A 19436-nucleotide genomic window follows, 5' to 3' on the forward strand; every position below is an offset into this window, starting at 1 on the left:
AGGATCTTGGGCAGCGGAGGCCGGATCGGACGGATGGCCGGGCACCCCCCTGTCGGGCCGAGGCGGTCCCTGCTGGGGCGAGTTCACCGCGCGGTGACCGGTGGTCAGGGGCTGCCGCTCGGCACAGCCGCAGTTGTGGGTGGGCCCGGTGGCTTCTGCGCCGCGAGCGTGCTCCGGCGGGTCTTGCGTGCGGTGGCGCGTACGGTCTTCAGCCGGGCCTCGTGTGCGGCGGCGAGTTGCTCGCCGCGTGGTCCGCGTTCCTGGGTGACGAGGTGGTAGTGCGGGACGTCGGAGTGGCGGCGCTGGACCGGTTCGTCGAGGGCCAGTGCCTGGGCGAAAGCGGCGAAGAGATGCGGTGGCATGCGCTGGTCGAGGTAGGTGTGCCAGATCCGCTCGTGTCCGCCGAGACCGGTGGGCAGAGTGGCTTCCGCCTTCCAGAAGTGGCCCTTCCCATCGGGGAGGACGTCGTGGCGCAGGCTCAGAAGGTTGTCGGGATGGGTGGCGGTTTCGTTGCCGTGCTCGTCGCGTTCGTAGCTCCAGCCCGCCCAGGCCAGCGTCGGCCAGATCTCCGGCGCCGTCTCGGGGACCGGCTTGAGGAGGGCGTCGGTGAGGCCGGCGAGAATCTCGACGGGTGTGTTGCCGCCGAACGTCGCGTACCAGCCGTCTCGATAGCCATGGGCCTGGATCCGCCACCACGCCCCGTACGCACTCGTCTCGGGTTCCAGGACCACGGTGTGCCGGTGGTCGGGGCTGGCGAGGACGACGTGGGGGTAGTCCAGGTCGGAACGGTTCTTCCAGTCGGCGGCCCGCAGTGCCTGGGTGATGTGCCGGGGATCGCCGCCCCCGGCGAGATGGCGGGGCCGGGTCTCGAACCAGAGGGTGTGCTCCGGGCCGTCGGCCCGGGTGGAGATGTACGGGTGGGTCATTGAGCGGCTGCCGAACGGTAGTCGGATGGGTCCGCAGAGTGGAAGGGAAGTCGGCCAGGGCGGTGAGCGGTCTCGGATGCCGGGTGGGTGTCGGCGTCTCGCCGGTTTGTGCGCAGACCGTAGGCGTGGCCGTCCGTCGAGGTGATGTGAGGAGTCGCGGCCAGGGGTGTGGTCGGTGGAGATGCGGAGGTGTCCTGTCGGGGTCAGGGGCGAGCGGCCGGACGGGCGGTGGAGGTCGGAGCCGGTATCGCCGCGGTTGTCGCCATCCGTCGGTGGGCGGAGCGTGCCTGAGTGCGGAGCGACTTGATACGGGTGATGTGCGCGTCGACGGTCTGCTGCGGGGTGAGCGGGCTCGGCCGTTGCACGACGCTGTAGTGCGCTGTGCGGTCGAACATGCCCCGCTGGAGCGGGGCCGGGTCGGCGAGCGCGGTGACGAAGGCGCTCACGAGATGCGGGGGCACGTGGTTGTTGAACCACGCGTGCCAGACCCGGGGGCCAACGGGGGTTCCGTGTCCCGGGTGACGGGTCTCGACGTGCCAGTGCGCGGCGCCGTGGTCCTGGCCGGCCTGTCGTTCCACGTGGCACATGCCGTCCGGCGAGATACCGCTGTCCGGTGTGCTGATCACCCAGCCGGCGGATTCCAGCACCTGGAGCGGCGCCTCCAGCCGGACCGGGGGCATAGGGGTGACGAGCGCGTCGGCGAGAGAGGCGAGAATCTCGGCGGGGAGGAGTTCGCCGAACTCCGCGTACCAGCCGGGCTCGGTGTCGGTGTACTCGGCGCGCAGCCGCCACCACGCGGAGGTTGTGGATTGCGGGTCGAACTGGATTCGGTGCCGGTGGTCGCGGCTGCGCATGGTGATCTCAGCACTCAGCGGGTCGGAGATCAGGGTCCACCCGGCGGCGGCCAGGCCGTGGGTGACGTGGCGCGCGTCTCCGGGACCGGCGAGGTGACGGGGGCCGGTGTCGAACGGTATCTGCCAGGCGTACGTGTCGGCGAAGGCGGCGAGCTGCTGTTCGGTTACCGGCACCAGCCAGATCCCGTCGGGGTCGAGGGTGCTTTCTCGGGTCCGTCACGCAGGTCATCCTTCAGGAAGATCTGTTCTGTCGGTGCGTTGCGGTGCGGGTCGGGCATCAACGTCCTTGATACGTCGGGGAGCTGGGGATGTTCAGCGTCGCGCGTACGAGCCGGCGGCGGTCTGGCGTGGTCCGGGGGGGTGTGGTGCCGGGGCGGCGGCGGGTGGTGTTGCGGGCCCAGGTGGTGGCGCGGGCGGCGGTGAGGCGGGTCTGCTGCCATGCGCTGAGCTGGGAGGGCAGGACGGACACCGACCGGGTGCGGATGTGCCGGCTGGGCGGTACGTGGCCGCGGGGTCGCATGACCGGATCGGGGTGGGTGAGTGCGGTGTTGAACGCGGCGATGAGGTGCATCGGGGTGGTGGGGGTGAAGGTGGCGTGCCAGGCGGTGCCGTACTCGGTGGCTGCGCGGGCCCACCACATCGCCTGGCCCGGGCCGGACTGGTGGAACTGCAGGAAGGCGCTGCCGTCGGGGCTCGACGCCCGGCCGTGCGGCGCGTGGTTGGTGGTTGTCCAGCCCCGGGCGCGCAGGGGTTCCCACACGTTGGGGGCGTGGGCGGTCCGGGGCTGTGTCAGGGCGTCGGTGAATCCGGCGACGATCTCCACGGGAAGGCGTGGGCCGAACGTCGCGTACCAGGCGTCCTGTCCGGGTGCGGGTTTGGCGGAGATGGTCCACCCGCCGGGCTGGACGAAGGGGTCGTAGCCGACGCGGATACTGCGGTCGGGACTGTCGAACACCAGCGGACCGCCGGTCTTGGATCTGTCCTTCCAGCCGGAGGCGCGCAGGTACTCGGTGACGTGCCGCAGGTCTCCGCCGCCCGCGAGATGGCGGGGGGCCACGAGGTAGTGCTGCTCGGGCCGCTCGCCCTGCCCCCAGCCCGCCCACTGTTGTTGCTGCTTGTTCTTCCGTGTCATCGGTGCTGCCCGGCGGGCCGATCCGAGACCGCCGGTTTCGGCACCGTCATGGTCGCGGCGGGCGGGGGTGCGGCGGGGGCGGTGATCGTGCCGGTGTGCTCGTCGAGGTCCAGGCCGATGTCGTGGAGTTCGTTCGCGGCCCGCCCCAGGGCGAGCGGTATCTCCGGCGGCAGGAGGCCGCGGGTGGAGAGGTCTTTGGCGAAGTGGGATCCGGTGGCCATGAGCCCGGTCATCCGGCCAAGGACCCCGTTTTCGCCGTCGAGAACCGTCGCCAGGATCTGGGCGGCCTCCCGCGGCGTGGCCTGGATGAGGTGCTCGTTGAGCGTGTGGAGAAGGCCGGTGATGTCGTCGGCGAGTCGTACGGGGTAGGAAGTGGTGTCGGTCATGGCCCTCCAGGTCGGGGGTGGTCAGCCGGTGCCCGATTCAGCGCGGCCCGCAGACCTCGGCCGGCCGGGGGAAGACGGTGGGGGCCGGTGGGAAGGCAGGCCCGCAGGTAGGGGCGGAAGTTGGCGGTCGCGAGGCGGGGCGTGAGGTGGCGGCTGATCGGTGGTGGCGTACGGGGTGTTACAGGTCTCTCCGGTGGGTCGGCCTACGCGGTGCCCCCGGCTCGGCGGGTCTTACGGGGCGCGCCGGGGCGGCGCGGGCGATGTGGGAGGGGCCGGGTGCGCGGCGGGGGTGGGTTTGCCTGCGCGGATCTCGCGTACGGCCTGCTGGTAGGCGGCTTCGTCGAAGATGTCGGGGGTGCAGTTGACGTCGTATCCGGCCTGCAGGAGCGCGGGGATCGCCCGGCTCACCAGATGTTTCTGCTCCCCGGGGGCGAGATCCTCCGGCACCACGTGCCACGTGTAGACGGGCCCGGCGGTGCGGATCTCCCGGCGTTTGAGGCCGAGTTGGTCGAGCAGGTCGAGCAACTGACCGGGGGCGCCGGTGGGTGTGTCGGCGTGGATAGTGGTGGTGAGGGCTTTGACGTAGATCTCGACGTCGGTGCCGTACTCGTCAGCCAGATTTGCCATCGACGGTCCTCAGGTTTTGCGGCGCTGTGGCACCGGTGCTGTCATCGGCTGTACCGGGCGTGGCGGAGTCTTGGTGGATGCCGGCTGCTCCGGGGCGCGGGCGGCGTGGTTGCGGGCGAAGAGGATCCGGTGGGCGGTGCGCAACAGCACTTCCGTCGTGTCTCCGAGCTGCGCGACCGGTTCCGCTTCGCCGTCGGCGCTGTCCGCCTCGTGGGAGAGGGCGATCCGGGCGCGGAGGACGACTTCCCGTACGAGTGGCAGCAGGCCCGTGGTGGGTGCGGCGACCGCGGTGAGGACCTCGGCGACCTCGGTGTCGCTGGTGGATTGGCCGGCTTGCTCGGCGAGTTGGGCGAGGTAGCGCAGGGCGGCCTCGCGGTCGCCGTCCGCCGTGGCAAAGGCATTCAGGGCGGGGGCGAGATAGACGCTGTGGCCGGCGGACATCAGCGCGTGCGAGGCGGCCGTGGCCTTCAGGCGCTGCTCGCGGACGGGCAGGCCGTGAGGCAGACGGTGGTAGGGGCCGCGCGGCCCGTCGGTGTCGAGGAAGCCACTGCGCTGGAGGATGTCCGCCACCTGCTTGGTGCCGCCGATGGCGACGACCAGCCCCGTGCGGGGATCCTTGGTGAGGGTGACGTACTCCAGCACCCGGAAGTCGGGTTCCCCGTGCGTCATCGAGCCCTGCTGGCCTGGCCCGGGGTGCCGGCCGGGGAGGGCGGTGCGGTGCCCGGAGCGGTCCGGGTTGCGGGGTGCCGGAGGCTGATGCTGATGCCCAGCGCGTCGAGCTGCGGGCCGATCTCACGTACGGCACGGGCCTGCGCGGCGGTGTCGTCGCCGTTGAGGCGGTAGATACCGGTCTGCTCGTCCTGGACGAAGCCGTTGGCGACCAGAACGGCGCCGGCCGTGTCACCGACGGGCGCGGTCGCGACACTGCCGTCCGGCTGCCAGGTCATCACGACCCGGTCCGGCTGCGACGGATGGACACCGCCGACGGCGTGATGGCGGACCTGGGCGAGCGCGGTGTCGTAGCGGACCAGCAGGTCGGAGGCGACCTGTTCCGCGCTGACGAAGGGGTCGTCGGTGACCGCGATGCCGTCCGGTTCCCGCACGGTGCGGTATGCCTCGTCGGGCAGTGCGCGGGGGGCGAGGGCGGCGACGAGGAACCCGTCGTGTCCGTCGTACCGGTCGAGGACGGTGAGCTGGGCGCCGTCGGTGCGGGTCAGGACGGCCGCCTGCCGCAGCGGGTGAGTGGCGAGGGAGGCGGCGACGAGGTCCAGGTCCCAGATCCGGTCGGTGAGTTCGGCGAGGTCGTCCTTGTCCTCGGGCGGATGGCAGGTACTGGTCCATGCACCGGGGAGTTCACCGGCGAGGAGGTCGGCGTAGGAGGCGAGGTGTTCGGAGGTGTCGTGGTCGTCCATGGTGTCCTTGGAAGGGGTGGGGGTCAGCGGCGCGGGGCGGCGGCCACCGGGGGCGGTAGGGCCGCAACCGTCCGCGGCGGGGGTGGGCAGGCGCACACGGCGGACCGCTCGTGTTCGGTGGCGGGGACCTCTTCGGTACAGGTGCTGCGGCCGGGGTGCGGGGCGTGCCGGTCGGCGAGTTCGTTACGGCTGTGTGCCAGGTCGGCGCGTACACCGGCGAGGCGTTCGACGGCGAGGTGGCGGAGCCTGGTCGCCGCGTGCGGGTCGGCCGGCTGCCCGAGGCCGGTGTAGAAGTCGGCGGTCGCCTCCAGGACTTCGTCGATCGCGGCGAGGATGCCGTCACCTGGTGCGGTCAGTTCGGTCAGGACCTCGGCGACTTCCCCAGTGGTGGTGGCCGCGCGGATGCGTTCGGCGAGGTGTGCGACCTGAGCGCCGAGCGGGAGGTGGTGCGGTTCGCGCAGGTCGGTGTCGAAGTCCCCGTCGCAGTCGACGTGGTAGCCCACGCTGCGCAGCCGGGCGACGGCACGGGTGGCAAGGCGGGTCTCCTCCGCGGTATCGAGGCCGGTGGGGAGGCGGTGATAGTGCTCGTGGAGACGGATCACGGGCACCCAGTCGGTGCGCTCAAGGATGCTGTGCGCCTCCGGGTCCCCGCCGCGGGCGAGGACTTCACCGGAATGCGAATCACGCCGCAAGGTGAGCAGGCGGTCGGTCAGGGTCAAACGGCGAGCCTTTCTGCCGGTGATGGTCAGGTCATCGGGCACGGGACGCTCCATGCGCAGGTGAGGGGGCAGGGGCGAGGGGGACGGCCCTGGTCCGGTCGGCGGGTGGTTGGCGCAGGGCCGTGGCGGTGTGGTCGATGTCCTGCTGGAGAGCGAAGAGCCGGCGGGCGGCCCATTCCAGGCGATGCGCCACCTCCGCAGTGCTGCTGCCAGGGACGGCGTCGAGGCGGTGGGCGGTGTGCTCGATGAGTTGGCGTGCCGCGGCCAGCGGCCCGGACGGTTCGTCGGCCAGTTTGGCGAGAACCGCGGCGGATTGAGTCGCGGGAGTCGGAACCGCCTGACCACTGTTCGGCTGTGAGGAGCCCTCTCGTACGCGAGCCAGGCGAAGGTCGTGCTCGATACGCCGGGCCTCGCCTGCGAGCCGTTGAGGGAGGTCGGCGGGCCGGGGCTGCCAGGCGCCGTCGAGCCGGATGAGGTTGGCGATCAGGTCGAGGCGTCCCGGTCTGCCCTGGACGGCTATCCAGTGGCAGCCGTTGGTGCCGCCCGGTATCTCGATGCCGGCGGCACGGGACAGGCGGTGGGCGGTTTCGGCCCACTCCGCACGGGACAGGTCACGGTCCTCATGGTGAAGGCGGACGTCGAGGTGGAAGATGGCCCGCCGGTCGTCCTTCGGACCGGTGGCGAACGGATGCTCCAGCAGCGGTTCTTCGAGGTGCTGCGCCCACTGGGCGGCGGTCCACGACGCCTGCTCGTCGTCCAGGGTGTAGTCGTCCAGGCCCGGCCAGTAAGCGATCACGGTGTCCTCGGCAAGGCCGCCCTCGAACGGCACCGGGCGCCCCAGCGCTTCGGCGAGTGGATCGTGCGGGGTGTGCGTGCGCTCGTTGACACGGGGGATCATGCTGCTGTGCCGCCCTCGGCACGAGCCTGCAGGCTCTGGTGGAGGTCGCGGGCGGCGGCGATCAGGGAGCGTTCACGAACGAGGTCGGCGTGGACCGTGATGTCGCCCGGCGGCAGAAGATCCAGGGCCCGGTCGATGGCCGTGAGCCCTTCGTCGTAGCGGCCGAGCCGGCGCAGGGCGCCCGCCATGCGGAAGAGCGCGATCGGGTCCCTGCCGGGGTCGAACGGAGGACCGGAACTCAGGGCCAGGAGCCGCTCCGCGCCCCCGTCCAGGTCCTGGCCCAGCCACAGGCCGTGCAGCAGAACGTGCCGTGTCTTTGCGTGATCGCCGACGTCCGCGAGGACCTCGTCCATGAGGGCCAGGCCGTCGTGGTGGGACTGGCCCAGCAGCGCGAACGCGTACAGGGCGCGGCTGTAGCAGTCCAGGGAGGACCGTACGGCGGAGGGGAGTTGCTCGACGAACGCTTGGAGGGCGCGGGTGCGGAAGTCGTAGCGCAGCGCGCTCAAGTACAGGTGCCGGTAGGCGCGTTCGGTGACCGGATCAAGGCCAGCGGCACGCACCTGCTGCGGGCCGAGCAGACCCAGCACACTGTGCCCGGCGGCACGCGCCGCCCAGGCCGTGTCCGCGCACACCTGCGCCGACTCCCGCCAGTCGGCTCCGAGTTCACGAAGATCCTCCGCCAGGCGTATGGGCCAGGACGGGTCGGTCGGCCGGCCGGTGGCCCGGGCCTGGGCTTCGAGGAGTGCGAGAGCGCGGCTGGGGCCACGGGTGGGGAGGTTCACCGGCCGCTCCGCGCGTCCGCGATGTGCACGAGCTGATTGAGGGCGGTGGTGGTGTACCAGCCGCAGTCGATCAGCGCGTCGTGTCCGGCGTACTTCGGCAGGAGGTGGTCCTCCATGGCCCGCAGGTGGATCAGGCAGTCCGGGCAGCGGCGCGAGAGGTGCACCAGGTAGCGAGGGTGCGCGGTGACGTACGTCTGTGCGCCGCCGGTGGCGTCGCGCAGACGCCAGCCGTCCTCGTCGGTCGGGGTGTGCCAGGACGGCGCGACCACACGCATCGCATCCCCCCACAACTCCCCTGCGGCGACACCCTTGATGAGGACGACCTGGTCGCCCCGCTGGAAGTGCCGGTGGGTGACGTCACGGGCCGGGGTAAGCGGATCGTGGGTCGGCGCGAACGCCGGGGGCGTCGGGGGAGGTGTCCAGGACGGTGGCATCAGGGCAGGTCCTTCCGGAGCGGGATGGCGGCGGGAGGATCAATGGTCCGGAGGATCGCCGGTTTGGCTAACCGGCGATCCCCGGCTATGTTCCGGCCGCTTCGCGGGGGACCCGGCCCAGAGGCGACATGGGCCTGTATGGCGCCCACATGAGACATACGCGCAGCTCAGGGACTTGCGACCACTGCTCTGTCAGTGCTGGCAGATAGCGTTCGGATTCATGACTACCAACACCTCTCCCGCCGTCGACTGGACCCATCTGGGCCGGTCATTCGCCGAGTCCCACGCGGAACTTGACGCCAACGATTACCTGGGCGTTGGCGATCAGAAGGTGGACGAGCCCGCCCCTGCCCCCGAGCCTGCGGTGGTCGACGCCGAAGAACCGGAAGGGACCGACAAGCATCGTCAGATATGGCTCCGCCCTGTCGACAACATGCGCCGTTTCTTCCCCCACGAGGCAACAGATCTCACTCCGTGGCTAGCCAAACGCCTGCACATGATCAAGAAGGCGGCGTGGTTCGAGAATCCGCTCACCCTGGTCGGCACGGAGCAGAAGATCGCTGGATACCGCATCGACATTCTTGCCAAAACCTTGGTGGGCGATCGTGAGCGGTTCGTCGTTATCGAGAATCAGTTGGAACGGACCGACGCCGATCATCTGGGCCGGCTCATTACATGCGCTGCTGAGGTGGAAGCAAGCCACGCAGTATGGATCACAACTGAGTTCAGAGACGACCATCTGAAGGTGATGGAGGCACTTCAACGAAATCACCGGGCCTGCTCGTTCGTGCCCCTCCTCATCGAGGGTGCATACATGAGCGCTGAGGGGACAGCCAACTTCAACCTGGTGACTCCCCCGACATACTCAAGCCCGGACGATCTCCTGCGGGAGAAATTGCATGAAGCACTCCGCAAGGCACACGAGGTGAATAACACCATGAATCTACTTCATGCCTTGCTGGCCAGTTACCCCGGCGTGGACTTCTCTCGCTACCGGCATATCGTTGAAGAAGCCGGTCTGTGGAGCTACTACACGGACGAAAAGGTCGACGCGCTTCTTGAACGGATTCCGGAAGAGCGACGGAAACGAGCCGTGTAAGGTCCGGAAGGGGATGGCGTCGCTCCAGGCTCTCAGCGGTACGGATTCTTCAGGTCTGCCACCGGGGGGGCGACCCAATCGCCCGTCAGGTTGTAAGAGACTCAACTGGATTTCTGCCAGACCGCACTTGGTCCGGCGCCGGTCATTCGGTTCAGCTCAGTCGACGATCGCAGTATGAGTCTGCCAGCTTCCTCCGCCGAGCAGTCGTCAGTCGAATCATTGGCGGAATAGGGGTGGGCCCGACTGACACGCACCGATTTGTCGAGTTCCTTCACGCTCTCCAGGCTGCTCTTGAAATAACAGAGGTAGGTGTCTCCGTCCTCCCTAGTCCCGCTGTACCGAAGGAAGAAGACCGTGTCGCCCACGTTTCCCTCTAGGATGTTCATCCGTCGATCGTGGTCTTTGCCGTTGTTGAAGGTCCATGTGCCCACGAACTCCATCGGTATCGCATCGCCCTTGGAACGGTTTGCTGCCGGAGACGTTGGGGAGTCGGAGGGCTCACCGCTGTCGCGGTGGTCGTCGTTTCCCGTCAGGGTGTAGATCACGCTTCCTGCGCTCAGAGCCACGACTAGGGCGATGATCAGCATCGTCATGTGCCTGCGCTTGTGGGAGTGCGGGGGCTGAGGGAATGGGTTCTGGTTCCTGGCGTCGGAGGTGGGTTGGTGGGTTGGGGCGGCGTCGGCGGCCGGGCTCGCTCTCTGCGGTTCACGCTCCGGCAGGCGGGGCAGCGGCATGGGGGCCGGGGCTGCTGCCGGGGTCGAGAGCGCCTCCGCGACCGAGGCCGTCTCCGGGGCCGGCGCCCTCACTGGGGGTGTGCCACGAGGGTGCGCAGGCGCCAGGGGCTCCGGGTTCTCCGTGTCCAGAAGGCTTACCGCGTGTCGGCCCAGCTGGGCCACCAGGGGGCCGGGCAGCCACGGCTCGTGCGAGTGGCCGTCGGCGACCCTGTCCTGTGCACCTGTTCGCCGCAGAACCTCGTCGAGACTCGGACGCGCTGCGGGATTCTTCTCCAAGCAGTCCCGGATGAGGTCCATGCCTCCCGCCGGCACACCGTCCAGGTTGGGTTCCTCGTGCGCGATGCGGTACATGAGCACGTGCGCTCCGGTCTGGGCGGTGCCGAAGGGCATCTTGCAGGTGGCGGCGTAGGCGAGGACCGAGCCGAGGCAGAAGATGTCGCTAGGCGGGCGTGATCCGGTCGCTGCGCACTTGCTCGGGCGCCATGAACCCGGGCGAGCCGATGAGCGCGCCTGTCCGGGTGAGGTGGCCATCGGTCACGGTCTCCAGGGCCCGTGCGATTCCGAAGTCGATGACGCGAGGTCCGTCGATGGTGACCAGGACGTTGGACGGCTTGAGGTCACGGTGGACGATCCCGGCGCCGTGGATGTCCCGCAGGGCATGGGCGAGGCCGGCGGCGAGCGTGCGTACCGAGTGTTCGGGCAGAGGGCCGTGGTCGCGCCCCACGATCTGCCGGAGGCTGGGACCGTCGACGTAGCCGGTGGCAACCCACGGCACGGCGGCCTCGGTGTCGGCGTCCAGCACCGGCGCCGTCCAGTGGCCGCCGACCCGCCGCGCCGCCTCCACCTCGTACCGAAACCGTTTCCGGAACTCCTCCTGCGCGGCCAGTTCCTCGTGCACCAGCTTGATGGCGACCATACGCCCCCGGTCCGAGCGGGCGAGATACACGTCGCCCATGCCGCCCGCGCCCAGCCGCCCCAGTAATCGGTACCTGCCGATCTGCCTCGGCTCTCCGTCCCCCAGCCCCCGCATGTCGCGCCGCCTTCCATGCCCGTGAGTCCGTGTGAACAACACAGCGAGGATACCGAGGCACCGTCACGCCGTGGTGCAGACAACTCCACGGCTAGCAACAGAGGCGTCCTCCTTCCGCAGTGGCAGCCCTCCTGCTCGATGCGCCCACGCGTCGAAGTCCCCTTGCATGGGCTGCAGCACCACCCGAATCACCTCCGTCGTAAGCCCCCAACACACGAGCTGATCACGTTGGAAAGGGCTCATCGCCTGTGTAAGCGGCGCGGTGGGGAAGCCCGGCCCTGGGTACGGTCACCCGACCGAGGTACTACGAGCGGCCAGATGGTGCGGGACGACGAGCATGTTCACCCGTTCGGGTGAGGCCATAACGCTTCGCGCTGGCCGGCTGGCCGTCACCGGTACGGGTTCTCCGTCCCCCGGTCCGTCTCACCAGCCGCTTCCAGGAGTTCGAGCAGGTCAGAGCCTTCTGTGTCCCGCTGGTCGATCCACCATCCGGCCCGGGTGACCGTGCGGGCCCTCTCCTCCAGTACTGCCCAGTCCTCCTCCGCCCAGGTGCCCTCGGTGACCAGTGCGGTGTGCGCGGCCGTCATCAGTTGGTGGCGGGAGCGTTCGCCCCAGTTGAGGGCTTTCTCCGGGCCTTCCAGCGGCGGCATGTCGAACTTCGTCGCCCACTCGGCGGCGGTCTGCTGCTCCTGGGCGCGCTTGGTGGCGAGCCACTGCTCCGTGGACTCGGTGTCCGTGTCACGGGCTTGCTTCCAGCAGTCGGTGCAGTCCCGGGTGGTGAGCCAGCGGGCGAAGCCCGCGCGCCGGTCGGCGGGACGCCCGGACAGGTCGTGGACGACCGAGTGACCACAGGGGTGCTCGACAGCCCATTGCGTACGGACCCCCGGGGAATTCCGTTTGATGGGCGTTACGTTCGAGGACAGGCGGTTGGTCTGGGGCTTCAAATCGAGTGCCTTACGTTGGCGGTTGGGGTGTGCCTGCGTCGTTTCAGCGTGTCCTGCGGATGGCGTCTGTGGCCGCCGTGGCGATGGCGGCGGGAGCGCTGGAGGGCTGGGGCAGGTGCAGCAGGGTGGTCCCGGGCAAGTGGTGGGACTGTTCGGTGAGGGTGAGCTGGAGTACGGCGCAGCCGGTGGTGGTGAGCTGCTTGACGCGGGTGACGGCTTGAGTGGTTTCGTCGTTGCTGTACCGGGCGTCGGTGACGATCACGAGGAGGCGGCCGGCGCCGGGGCGGCTGAGTTCGAGGCCGTGGTCGAGTGCGTCGATGGCGTTGCCGAGGTTGTGGTGGCCGCCGTTGGCAGTGAACGTCGTCACGCGCTGTGGTGCCCGGTGGGTGGGTCGGGTCAAGGCGGTCAGGTGCATGTCGTAGGCGATGGTGGCGGTGAGGGAGTCGGGGTCGGTCTGGGCTGCTGCGCGTGCCACGATCCAGGCGGCGGAGGCGACGGGCGCGCAGGCGGCACGCATGGAGCCGGAGACGTCGACGGCGATGCCCACACGCAGCGGTGGGGTGGGGGTGTTCCGGCGGCGGGTGTGGGTGAACGGTTCCGCGGTGGGGACCGACCCGGCCGCGCGCTGGGCGTCGCGGGCGAGGGCCGCGCGCATGTTGAGGCGGCCGGGCGGGGTGGGGCTGGTGGTCCGCTCCTCGGTCCGCTCGCGGTAGGCGGCGGCGCGCAGGGCGCGGCTCAGGCGCGCGGCGGCTTTCTGCTCGGCGGCGGTGGGCCTGCGGGTGCCGGTGACCGGGTTGCTGCGGGGCGCCGGTGTGCCGTCGGGGGTGACGGTGGTGCCGCGGGCGTTGAAGACCGACGTGGCGGTGGCGGCGGCTTTGCGTCGCTGGCCGGCCCGCTGGGCGCGGTCCTGTGCTTGCGCCTTGGACTGCGCGGCCATGGCGTTGGTCGCTGTGGCCTGTGCCGCGAGGTCGGCGGCGTCGGTGGCTGCCGTGCTGTCTATGACGACCCCCACGGCGCCGGACAGCAGATCGGTGAGGTTCTCCGGCACGGGCAGGGCGGGGGCCGCGGTGTCCAGAGCGTCGCACCATTCTCTCGCGTGGTCGAGCATGGTCGTGGCGTCGTGGTCGGCGCACCGGTGGGCTGCGGTCCAGATGCGGGTGAGGGTGGCCAGCAGGTCTGCGCCCAGCACCTTTTCGCACAGATCGGCGACGGCCCGGGTCTCGCCGGCGTCCAGGATGCCGACGTCACGGCGGCCGAGGACCAGGGCCGCCACGGCGGCGGCGTGCTCGATGCCCTGGAGGGTGGGGTGGGCGATGTCGGGCATGACCAGGGTTCGGGCACTGGCGCGCAGGTACGTGCGGTCCGTGGGCCGGCTGGTCAGGTGTGCGCCTTCGACGCGGCTCTCCTCCAGCAGGAGCGCGGCCTCGACGACACGGGGGTCCGCTCCGGCAGGCTGTGTCCAGACGGAGTGGGCCGCGTGCGCGGCCTCGTGGACGAACACTCCCCAGGCGGCGGGATACCGCTCCTCGTCGCCCACGATCCGCGGATGGATCTCGTGGGGCTTAAGCGGGGCGAACAGGCGGGCGTCGAACTCGACCTCGCCCAGAGTGGGGAAGAACGCGGCCGGTGCGCCGCTGCGCGTGCCGGGGCGGCAGGTGACGAGGAGGTCCTGGCGGCCGGAGAGGGCGACCAGCCGGTCGCCGAGTTCGGCTCCCACGCGCAGCCACAAGTGCGGGGAGGAACGGGGTTGCGCGGGCGGGGCGCCGTCGTCGTCCCATCGCGCGAGGTCGGCGTCGTCGTCCCGGGTGGTGGCGGGGGACTGGACGTGATGGTGGGCGCTCATCGCGAGCGGCCCCGGTGCACGGAGCCGGTGCTGCCCGGGGGCTGCCGGACGGCCGAGGCAGGGAGCTGCTTGCCGAGGGTGAGGGGCGCGATCTTCTTGACGCCGGCAGCCTTGATGACGGCGGCGGCGACGGCGTCGCGATCCTCCACCGGAGCGATGCCGACGAGGTTCGCGAGCGCGGCTTTGGTGCCGAGGACGGCCTCGGTCTTCTGATAGCTGAGCAGTTCCCGCAGTTGGGGGGCCCAGCCCAGCTCGCCGAGTTCGACCTGGTGGGCGAGGTGTCGGGCGACCCGGACCACCCGGGCGTCGATCCTCAAGGCCAGGGCGAGGTCATAGTCCGTGCCGATCTGGATCTGCACGCTGAACCGGCTCGCGAGCGCCTCCGTCAAAACCGCGCCGTGGACGCCGGGATTGTGGCCCGCCACCACGTAGAAGCCCGGCTCGGCCTTGATGGTCTCGCCCTTGTGGGCCTTGACCTGGATCTGCCTGCGCCCGTCCATCGCGGGATACAGCGCCGCCAGGACCTTCGGTGAGATCAAGGTGGCATCGTCGATCAGCAGGGCGCGGCCCTCAGTCATCGCGGTGACCAGCGGACCGTACTGGAAGACGTAGGCTCCCGCGTCGTCCTGTGTGTACTCGCCGATCAAGTCGCCGACCGTGGTGTCGCCGTCACCGGCGACGGTGAGCAGGTCCTCGAACGCCGCCTCCACCAACGACGTTTTGCCGGTGCCCGGAGGGCCGTAGAGCAGCACCGGCACGTCGGCGTCGCGCAGCCGGTTCAACGCCTCGACGTCGGGCAGATCGGCCAGCTCCCGGGGGTGGTAGACCTGGCCCCCGGCGCGGCGGATCGGGCCGGTCTGCTTCGGCATGGTTGCGGCGGGAATGGTCGTGCGGGCCGTGGCTGCCTGGGTGCGGGGAGCGTGGGTGCCTGGTGGGCTGATCACAGCGGTCTGCGCGGCTGCGGCGGTTTTCGCGTTTGCGCGGAACTCCGGTTGTCCACTTCCGCTTTGGTCGGCCTCGCCGCGCCGCACCAGGGTGAGGGCGGCGTTGCGGACGGCGCCGTGGGAGTGGCCCAGCTGCCGGGCCATGTCCCCGATGGTGAGCGTGTCCGCCGGCCGGTCGGCCAGCAGTCGGGCCACCTTGGCCCGTAGTTCGCCGCCCTTGGTGCGCGCTGGACTGGCAGGCGTCCCGGGTGTGGTCAAAACGAGGGTCCTTCAACAGGTGCGGGTGCGGGAGGGGTTGGCGTCGCGCAGTGCACGGCGGGTGTGGTCGGCGACGAGCAGCTCGCCGGCTGCCGGGCAGGCCCGTGTGTCCGCTCCGTACCGGGTTCCGTCGCTCGGCAGGCGCAGCCCGGCGTCTCCTCGAAGCCGGACTGGAGCAGGATCCGCCGGGCGGCGGCGTTGTAACCGGTGGTGGTGATCTCACCGGTGATGGCGTGCCGGATCGTCACGAACAGCTCTGCCGGTGCTTCGGGCAAGGCGGATCTCCTATTGGTGGTGTCGGTGCCGGCCAGGGCAGGCGGGGGATCGGCCGGGGCGGGCGAGGAGCAGGACGGCCAGGGCGAGGGCGGCGCCTCCGGCGGGGAGCGCGGCGAGGGTGTGGGGGTGGTCGGCGAGGCGTCCGGCCAGCGCGGCGCCGGCGGCCTGTCCGACGCCGATCGAGAGGATCAGCCACGCGTATGCCTCGGTCGTACGCCTCGGCGGTGCGAGCGCGTCGGTGATGGTGAAGGCGCGGGCGACGATCAGGGTGAGGAACGCCCCGGGAACGATGGCGGCGGCGGTTGCCGGTGCCGGGGTGGGCAGGGTGAGCAGCGGCAGCCATCCGAGCGCGAACCCGACTGTGCCGGTGAGGAGTTGGCGGGTCGGTGTGCCGGGCCAGGTGCGGTGTCCGTAGAGGAGTCCGCCGATGCAGCTGCCGGTGGAGAATGCGGCGGGCAGCACCCCGGCCAGCAGGTCCGCGTCGTGGCGTTCGGCCATGGCGACCGACCACACGTTCATGCCACCGATCGCGACACCGACTCCCACCAGCGCGGCGAACAGGGCCACGAGCCGACTGCTGAAGAGTCGATCAGAGGTCCTGCTCGGCCCTCTGGAGACGGGTTTCCAGGCCCGTGACGGTGGCGCTGTCAGTATCAGGGCGGTGCCGGCCAGGCCGAGGGCGGCGGTGACGGCGAGCGCGAGGGCGGGGCTGTGGGCGGTGGTGAGGGCGGCGACGAGGAGGGGGCCGGTGATGTAGAGGAGGCCCTGGGTGCCGGTGTCGAGGGCGAGTGCCGTGTGGCGCCGGACGGGGTCCGGCAGCACGCTCGGCCACAGGGCCCGCAGCCCCGCCTCCAGCGGCGGAGCGGCCAGCCCGCCGAGGACCACGATCATCACGGCGACGGCGGGGGAGCTGGTGGTCGGGAGGGCGAGCAGGGCTCCGGAGTTGAGGATCGCGGCGGTGCCGGATACCCGGGTCTGGCCGTGGCGGTCCATCAGCTGGCCCTTGACCGGCTGGGACAGGGCGCTCGCGAGGCCGTAGAGGGCGCTCAGCAGTCCGCCGAAGGCGAGGGTGCCGCCGTCCGTGGTGACGAGCAGGACGATCGCGACCGGCGCCATGCCGTTGGGGAGGCGCCCGACAAGTGTTCCGCCGAGCAGGCGGGTGACGTGAGGGCTGCCCAGTACCGCGCCGTACGTCGTACGGGCGGACGAAGTTGGGGAATCTGTGAGGGTCAACGAAACGGGGAGGCTTCCGGGGCGAGGGCTAGCGGTGGCGTACCGGAGCCGCAGGTGCGGCCGGTGCGGCAGTTGACGGGGGCGTGGTGGTCGGTGCCGCCGGGGTGGTCGGAGGCGGTGTGGTGAGGAGGCGCGGGCGGGGTGCCCGGTGCGGGGGCAGCACGCCGACGGCGGCCGACAACTCCTCGGCGGTCTGCTGGAGTTCGCGCGTCAGGGAGCCGAGCTGCTCGGCGAGGAGATTCAGACGGACGGCGCTGCGCCCGCCCTGCCGGGTCTCCAGCGCGTCCGCGAACTGCCCGGCCGTACGGATGAGTGAGTCCAGGTGGGCCAGTGGCCCGGTGGCGTGCGGGCCGTTGTCGGTGGCGGTGAACAGGGCCTCGGCGACGTCCCCGCTGTGCCCGGCGACGTTCACGTCGTGGATCAGCTCCTGCAACGGGACTTCGGGAGTGGTGACACCGTGCTGGTAGCGGGAGACCCGGGGGCGCAGCACGCCGGGGGGCACCGGCGGCGGGGCCGACTGGCCGGCCTGGTACTCGTTGTCGTGTCGTCCCAGGACCTGCCAGTCCCGTTGGTCCAGATCGCCGGCGAGGACAAGAATGGTGGAAGTGTCGTCCTCGATCAGGTAGGCCAGGGTGATGAGACGGCCCTGGGCGTCGTACCACGACTCGAACGGCTCCAACTCGCCGCGCTCGCGGGCGGCTTGTCCGCGCTCGGTCCACGCGGCCTGCTGCTGACCGGTGAACTCCGCTGCCGGGGTGCGGTGCTGGCCTACGAGGTTGGTGAGCACCAAGCTTTGTTCGGCCCACGCGGTCAGGTAGGGCCAGAGCGCGCGGTGCTGTTCGCGGGCCGCGCCGCTGCCGGGCGGAGTTGTGTCGGTGAGGATGCGGTGGATGTGGGTGGCGGCGTGGTCGAGGTCGTCCAGCAGGAGGAGCCACGCACCGTGGTGGCGGGCGGGCGGCATGCTGTCGATCGCGGACCGTGCCGTTGCCAGCAGCGTCTGTGTATGGGGGAGCAGGTGCTCGGTGAAGGCGGCTGCGGCGTCACGGTTGCGCTCGGTACGGGCACTGACGGCAGTGGTGGTGTCGGTGATGGTCCCGTGCCGGCTGCGCAGGGTGTCCAGCGCGGTCTCGCACTTCAGGTGGATGACCGAGAAGCGCACGGCGTAGCCGCGGACTCGGGCGGCGAGGTCGGTGGGGGACGGGGCGGTGGTGTCGGGGATGGTTCTCTCCGAAAGCGGGGGTGGGGTCAGTGGTGGCGGACCGCAGACGCTGCTGAGGCCGGGGGTGGGGCCGGGCCGCGTGTTGTCGGGGGCGGCGCACTGCGGGGCCGCGCGCAGGGTGGGGTCGAGGGTGAGCGGGTAACGGGCGGCGGTGAGCATGTCGGCGGCCCAGGAGGCGTGTTCGTTCTCCCACTCGCCGCCCATGTCGAACGGCAGCCGGACCCACCTGTCCGACAGGATGGGGAAGGTCAGGAACCCGGCCCGCCGGAGCAGCGAGGCGGCGAGCGGGTCGAGAGGACCGGTGGCTTCGACCTGACCGCCGCGCCCGCGTGTGATGCGGATTTGCTCGGCGCCGGGCGTCACCGCGACCGACCGGTCGTGGGGGAGCGCAGGCGGACCGTGGGCGTGTCGTCCGGCACCGGCAAGACCGTACGCACGGACGGCGCCGAGGTGATGGGGACCGTACGCCCCTGCGAAGGACGGCCGGCGGCCTGCGCGATGCGGCTGCGACGCTCGGAAAGCCCGTTCGGCAGGGCGGGAGTCGGCGGGCCTTCTGACTGGGCGGGGTCGAGGGCGATGTCGGCGTGGATGGTGTATCCGTGGCGGCGCAGGTCGGTCACGGCCTGCCGGGTGCGGCGACGGCCGTCCTTCTCGGGGTCGGTGAGCTGGTAGAGGCCCGGCTCATCCGGGACGGGCTCGAACTGGACGCGGGTGAGGAACCAGTCGGCGAGGTGCGCGGGCAGGGCCGGAGTGGTGTGGGCCGTGGCGACGAAGCCGTGGTCGGGGTGGGTGCCGAAGACGAAGTGGAGGGACGGAACCACAGGCGGACGGGGACCTTTCTGCCGGGAATGGAGGGGAACAACTGACGGGTGCCGTACGGCAGTCCGCAAGGTCAGCGGCGCCGGCCGGGCTCCGGCGGTCGCGGAGGGAGAACACCGGGCGCCCGGGCGCTCGGCGAAGGCGGCGGTCCGTTGGAGACGATGGCGGTGTCGACCGCGATCCAGATGCGGGTGCGGGCCTGGTCGACGGCCCGGCCGATGCGGTGGAGCGCGGGGAGAAGGCTCTGGACGGGGAGTTGCCCCCAGGTGCGGGAGGGGCCGTCGAGGGTGGACGTGCTGGCCACCGGCTCGTCGAGGATGAACTGCAGTGCGGGGCCGTCCTCCTGGCCGATGAGGGCATGACACAGGGAGATCGCGGTGTGCCTGATGTCACTGCGCCGTACGGGTGCCCCTGGAGGAAGCGGCCCGAGATGGGTGTCGATGCGCCGGTACGGCGCCCGCTGTTGTGGCTGAAGGGTGGCCTGGTAGGTGTGATCGGCGGCCGAGAGGACCAGGCGGTGGATCGCGCGTACGCACTGGGCGAAGTCGTCGCGGTTGAGGTCGGCCCAGCCGAGCGGCTGCCGTCCGCGGGTGCTGGGGATCACCAGGCCGTCCAGGCTCTCCGCTGTGCCGGAGGGATGGTCCAGGGAGCACAGGGCCATGGCGCACACGTGGGCGGCGGCACGGGCGACGTCTTCCTCGGTGAACGCGCCATCCAGTGGGCGCGGGCCGACACGAGGCCCGTCCGCACGCTCCCGGCGGATCATGACGTCACCGGGGAAGCACCCGGGGACGAGCCCTCGTGGTGAGAAGTGAGCTGTCCCGGCGGCGACGGGCCGAGACGGACATGGTCAGGCAGGGGAAGCTC

20 protein-coding genes and 1 pseudogene are annotated in these 19436 nt (G+C 70.8%); 1 reads left to right on the forward strand and 20 read right to left on the reverse strand.

All coding sequences use genetic code 11. The features are described from left to right. Window positions 1-104 precede the first annotated feature (104 nt). The 11 genes from ACFWU9_RS17505 to ACFWU9_RS17555 form a co-directional block, all read right to left on the reverse strand. On the reverse strand, window positions 105-926 hold the full coding sequence (locus tag ACFWU9_RS17505) for a DUF317 domain-containing protein (RefSeq protein ID WP_384319182.1): 822 nt from the start codon (window positions 924-926) through the stop codon (window positions 105-107). Window positions 927-1129: 203 nt separating this feature from the next. Beyond that, a complete protein-coding gene (locus ACFWU9_RS17510) occupies window positions 1130-1954 on the reverse strand; it encodes a DUF317 domain-containing protein (RefSeq protein ID WP_384319184.1) in 825 nt (274 codons plus the stop codon). Between the two features lie 103 nt (window positions 1955-2057). Further along, window positions 2058-2912 (reverse strand): DUF317 domain-containing protein, encoded by an 855-nt coding sequence (locus ACFWU9_RS17515; RefSeq protein WP_384319186.1) that lies wholly within the window; start codon window positions 2910-2912, stop codon window positions 2058-2060. Next, a complete protein-coding gene (locus ACFWU9_RS17520; RefSeq protein WP_384319188.1) occupies window positions 2909-3298 on the reverse strand; it encodes a hypothetical protein in 390 nt (129 codons plus the stop codon). Before ACFWU9_RS17520 ends, ACFWU9_RS17515 begins: the two co-directional genes overlap by 4 nt. Before the next feature lie 231 nt (window positions 3299-3529). Continuing rightward, a complete protein-coding gene (locus tag ACFWU9_RS17525; protein WP_384319190.1) occupies window positions 3530-3925 on the reverse strand; it encodes a hypothetical protein in 396 nt (131 codons plus the stop codon). A gap of 9 nt (window positions 3926-3934) precedes the next feature. After that, complete coding sequence (locus ACFWU9_RS17530; protein ID WP_384319192.1) at window positions 3935-4594, reverse strand: hypothetical protein; 660 nt, start codon at window positions 4592-4594, stop codon at window positions 3935-3937. Further along, window positions 4591-5337: a hypothetical protein gene (locus tag ACFWU9_RS17535; RefSeq protein ID WP_384319194.1), complete on the reverse strand. Its 747-nt coding sequence runs from the start codon at window positions 5335-5337 to the stop codon at window positions 4591-4593. Before ACFWU9_RS17535 ends, ACFWU9_RS17530 begins: the two co-directional genes overlap by 4 nt. 23 nt (window positions 5338-5360) lie before the next feature. Continuing rightward, on the reverse strand, window positions 5361-6098 hold the full coding sequence (locus tag ACFWU9_RS17540) for a hypothetical protein (protein WP_384319196.1): 738 nt from the start codon (window positions 6096-6098) through the stop codon (window positions 5361-5363). Then, complete coding sequence (locus tag ACFWU9_RS17545; protein WP_384319198.1) at window positions 6088-6954, reverse strand: relaxase/mobilization nuclease; 867 nt, start codon at window positions 6952-6954, stop codon at window positions 6088-6090. The genes ACFWU9_RS17540 and ACFWU9_RS17545 overlap by 11 nt, the downstream gene beginning before the upstream one ends. Beyond that, a complete protein-coding gene (locus tag ACFWU9_RS17550) occupies window positions 6951-7736 on the reverse strand; it encodes a hypothetical protein (RefSeq protein WP_384319200.1) in 786 nt (261 codons plus the stop codon). Before ACFWU9_RS17550 ends, ACFWU9_RS17545 begins: the two co-directional genes overlap by 4 nt. Beyond that, on the reverse strand, window positions 7733-8170 hold the full coding sequence (locus tag ACFWU9_RS17555) for a hypothetical protein (RefSeq protein WP_384319202.1): 438 nt from the start codon (window positions 8168-8170) through the stop codon (window positions 7733-7735). The genes ACFWU9_RS17550 and ACFWU9_RS17555 overlap by 4 nt, the downstream gene beginning before the upstream one ends. A gap of 220 nt (window positions 8171-8390) precedes the next feature. On the opposite strand from ACFWU9_RS17555, the gene ACFWU9_RS17560 reads away from it, so the two are divergent. Beyond that, complete coding sequence (locus ACFWU9_RS17560; protein ID WP_384319204.1) at window positions 8391-9269, forward strand: hypothetical protein; 879 nt, start codon at window positions 8391-8393, stop codon at window positions 9267-9269. A 101-nt stretch (window positions 9270-9370) separates the two neighbouring features. Here ACFWU9_RS17560 and ACFWU9_RS17565 read toward each other — a convergent pair. From ACFWU9_RS17565 to ACFWU9_RS17605, 9 genes and pseudogenes are all read right to left on the reverse strand, one after another. Then, window positions 9371-11033, reverse strand: a pseudogene (locus ACFWU9_RS17565) (serine/threonine-protein kinase). 389 nt (window positions 11034-11422) lie between these two features. Then, entirely contained in the window at window positions 11423-11935 is a 513-nt protein-coding gene (locus tag ACFWU9_RS17570; protein WP_384319344.1) for a hypothetical protein, read from the reverse strand. A gap of 85 nt (window positions 11936-12020) precedes the next feature. Next, the gene (locus tag ACFWU9_RS17575; protein WP_384319206.1) at window positions 12021-13820 is read right to left on the reverse strand and encodes a hypothetical protein; all 1800 of its coding nucleotides are present in this window, start codon (window positions 13818-13820) and stop codon (window positions 12021-12023) included. After that, on the reverse strand, window positions 13817-14959 hold the full coding sequence (locus ACFWU9_RS17580; RefSeq protein ID WP_384319346.1) for an AAA family ATPase: 1143 nt from the start codon (window positions 14957-14959) through the stop codon (window positions 13817-13819). Before ACFWU9_RS17580 ends, ACFWU9_RS17575 begins: the two co-directional genes overlap by 4 nt. A gap of 59 nt (window positions 14960-15018) precedes the next feature. After that, complete coding sequence (locus tag ACFWU9_RS17585; RefSeq protein WP_384319348.1) at window positions 15019-15270, reverse strand: hypothetical protein; 252 nt, start codon at window positions 15268-15270, stop codon at window positions 15019-15021. Window positions 15271-15307: 37 nt separating this feature from the next. Continuing rightward, window positions 15308-16531, reverse strand: a complete 1224-nt coding sequence (locus tag ACFWU9_RS17590) for an MFS transporter (RefSeq protein WP_384319208.1) — start codon at window positions 16529-16531, stop codon at window positions 15308-15310. Window positions 16532-16559: 28 nt separating this feature from the next. Next, window positions 16560-18113, reverse strand: a complete 1554-nt coding sequence (locus tag ACFWU9_RS17595) for a hypothetical protein (protein ID WP_384319210.1) — start codon at window positions 18111-18113, stop codon at window positions 16560-16562. Beyond that, window positions 18110-18571, reverse strand: coding sequence for a hypothetical protein (locus ACFWU9_RS17600; RefSeq protein WP_384319212.1), 462 nt, complete (start codon window positions 18569-18571; stop codon window positions 18110-18112). Before ACFWU9_RS17600 ends, ACFWU9_RS17595 begins: the two co-directional genes overlap by 4 nt. A gap of 71 nt (window positions 18572-18642) precedes the next feature. Further along, window positions 18643-19230, reverse strand: a complete 588-nt coding sequence (locus tag ACFWU9_RS17605) for a hypothetical protein (RefSeq protein ID WP_384319214.1) — start codon at window positions 19228-19230, stop codon at window positions 18643-18645. Between the last annotated feature and the right edge of the window lie 206 nt (window positions 19231-19436).

Source organism: Streptomyces sp. NPDC058653 (assembly GCF_042716895.1).
Taxonomy (GTDB): domain Bacteria; phylum Actinomycetota; class Actinomycetes; order Streptomycetales; family Streptomycetaceae; genus Streptomyces.

Excerpts from the sequence above, each read along its gene's own strand:
- ACFWU9_RS17560 (WP_384319204.1), top strand. The coding sequence starts at position 8,391 with ATGACTACCAACACCTCTCCCGCCGTCGACTGGACCCATCTGGGCCGG.
- ACFWU9_RS17555 (WP_384319202.1), bottom strand. The coding sequence starts at position 8,170 with ATGCCACCGTCCTGGACACCTCCCCCGACGCCCCCGGCGTTCGCGCCG.
- ACFWU9_RS17515 (WP_384319186.1), bottom strand. The coding sequence starts at position 2,912 with ATGACACGGAAGAACAAGCAGCAACAACAGTGGGCGGGCTGGGGGCAG.
- ACFWU9_RS17505 (WP_384319182.1), bottom strand. The coding sequence starts at position 926 with ATGACCCACCCGTACATCTCCACCCGGGCCGACGGCCCGGAGCACACC.
- ACFWU9_RS17520 (WP_384319188.1), bottom strand. The coding sequence starts at position 3,298 with ATGACCGACACCACTTCCTACCCCGTACGACTCGCCGACGACATCACC.
- ACFWU9_RS17605 (WP_384319214.1), bottom strand. The coding sequence starts at position 19,230 with ATGGCCCTGTGCTCCCTGGACCATCCCTCCGGCACAGCGGAGAGCCTG.
- ACFWU9_RS17535 (WP_384319194.1), bottom strand. The coding sequence starts at position 5,337 with ATGGACGACCACGACACCTCCGAACACCTCGCCTCCTACGCCGACCTC.
- ACFWU9_RS17530 (WP_384319192.1), bottom strand. The coding sequence starts at position 4,594 with ATGACGCACGGGGAACCCGACTTCCGGGTGCTGGAGTACGTCACCCTC.
- ACFWU9_RS17575 (WP_384319206.1), bottom strand. The coding sequence starts at position 13,820 with ATGAGCGCCCACCATCACGTCCAGTCCCCCGCCACCACCCGGGACGAC.
- ACFWU9_RS17525 (WP_384319190.1), bottom strand. The coding sequence starts at position 3,925 with ATGGCAAATCTGGCTGACGAGTACGGCACCGACGTCGAGATCTACGTC.
- ACFWU9_RS17545 (WP_384319198.1), bottom strand. The coding sequence starts at position 6,954 with ATGATCCCCCGTGTCAACGAGCGCACGCACACCCCGCACGATCCACTC.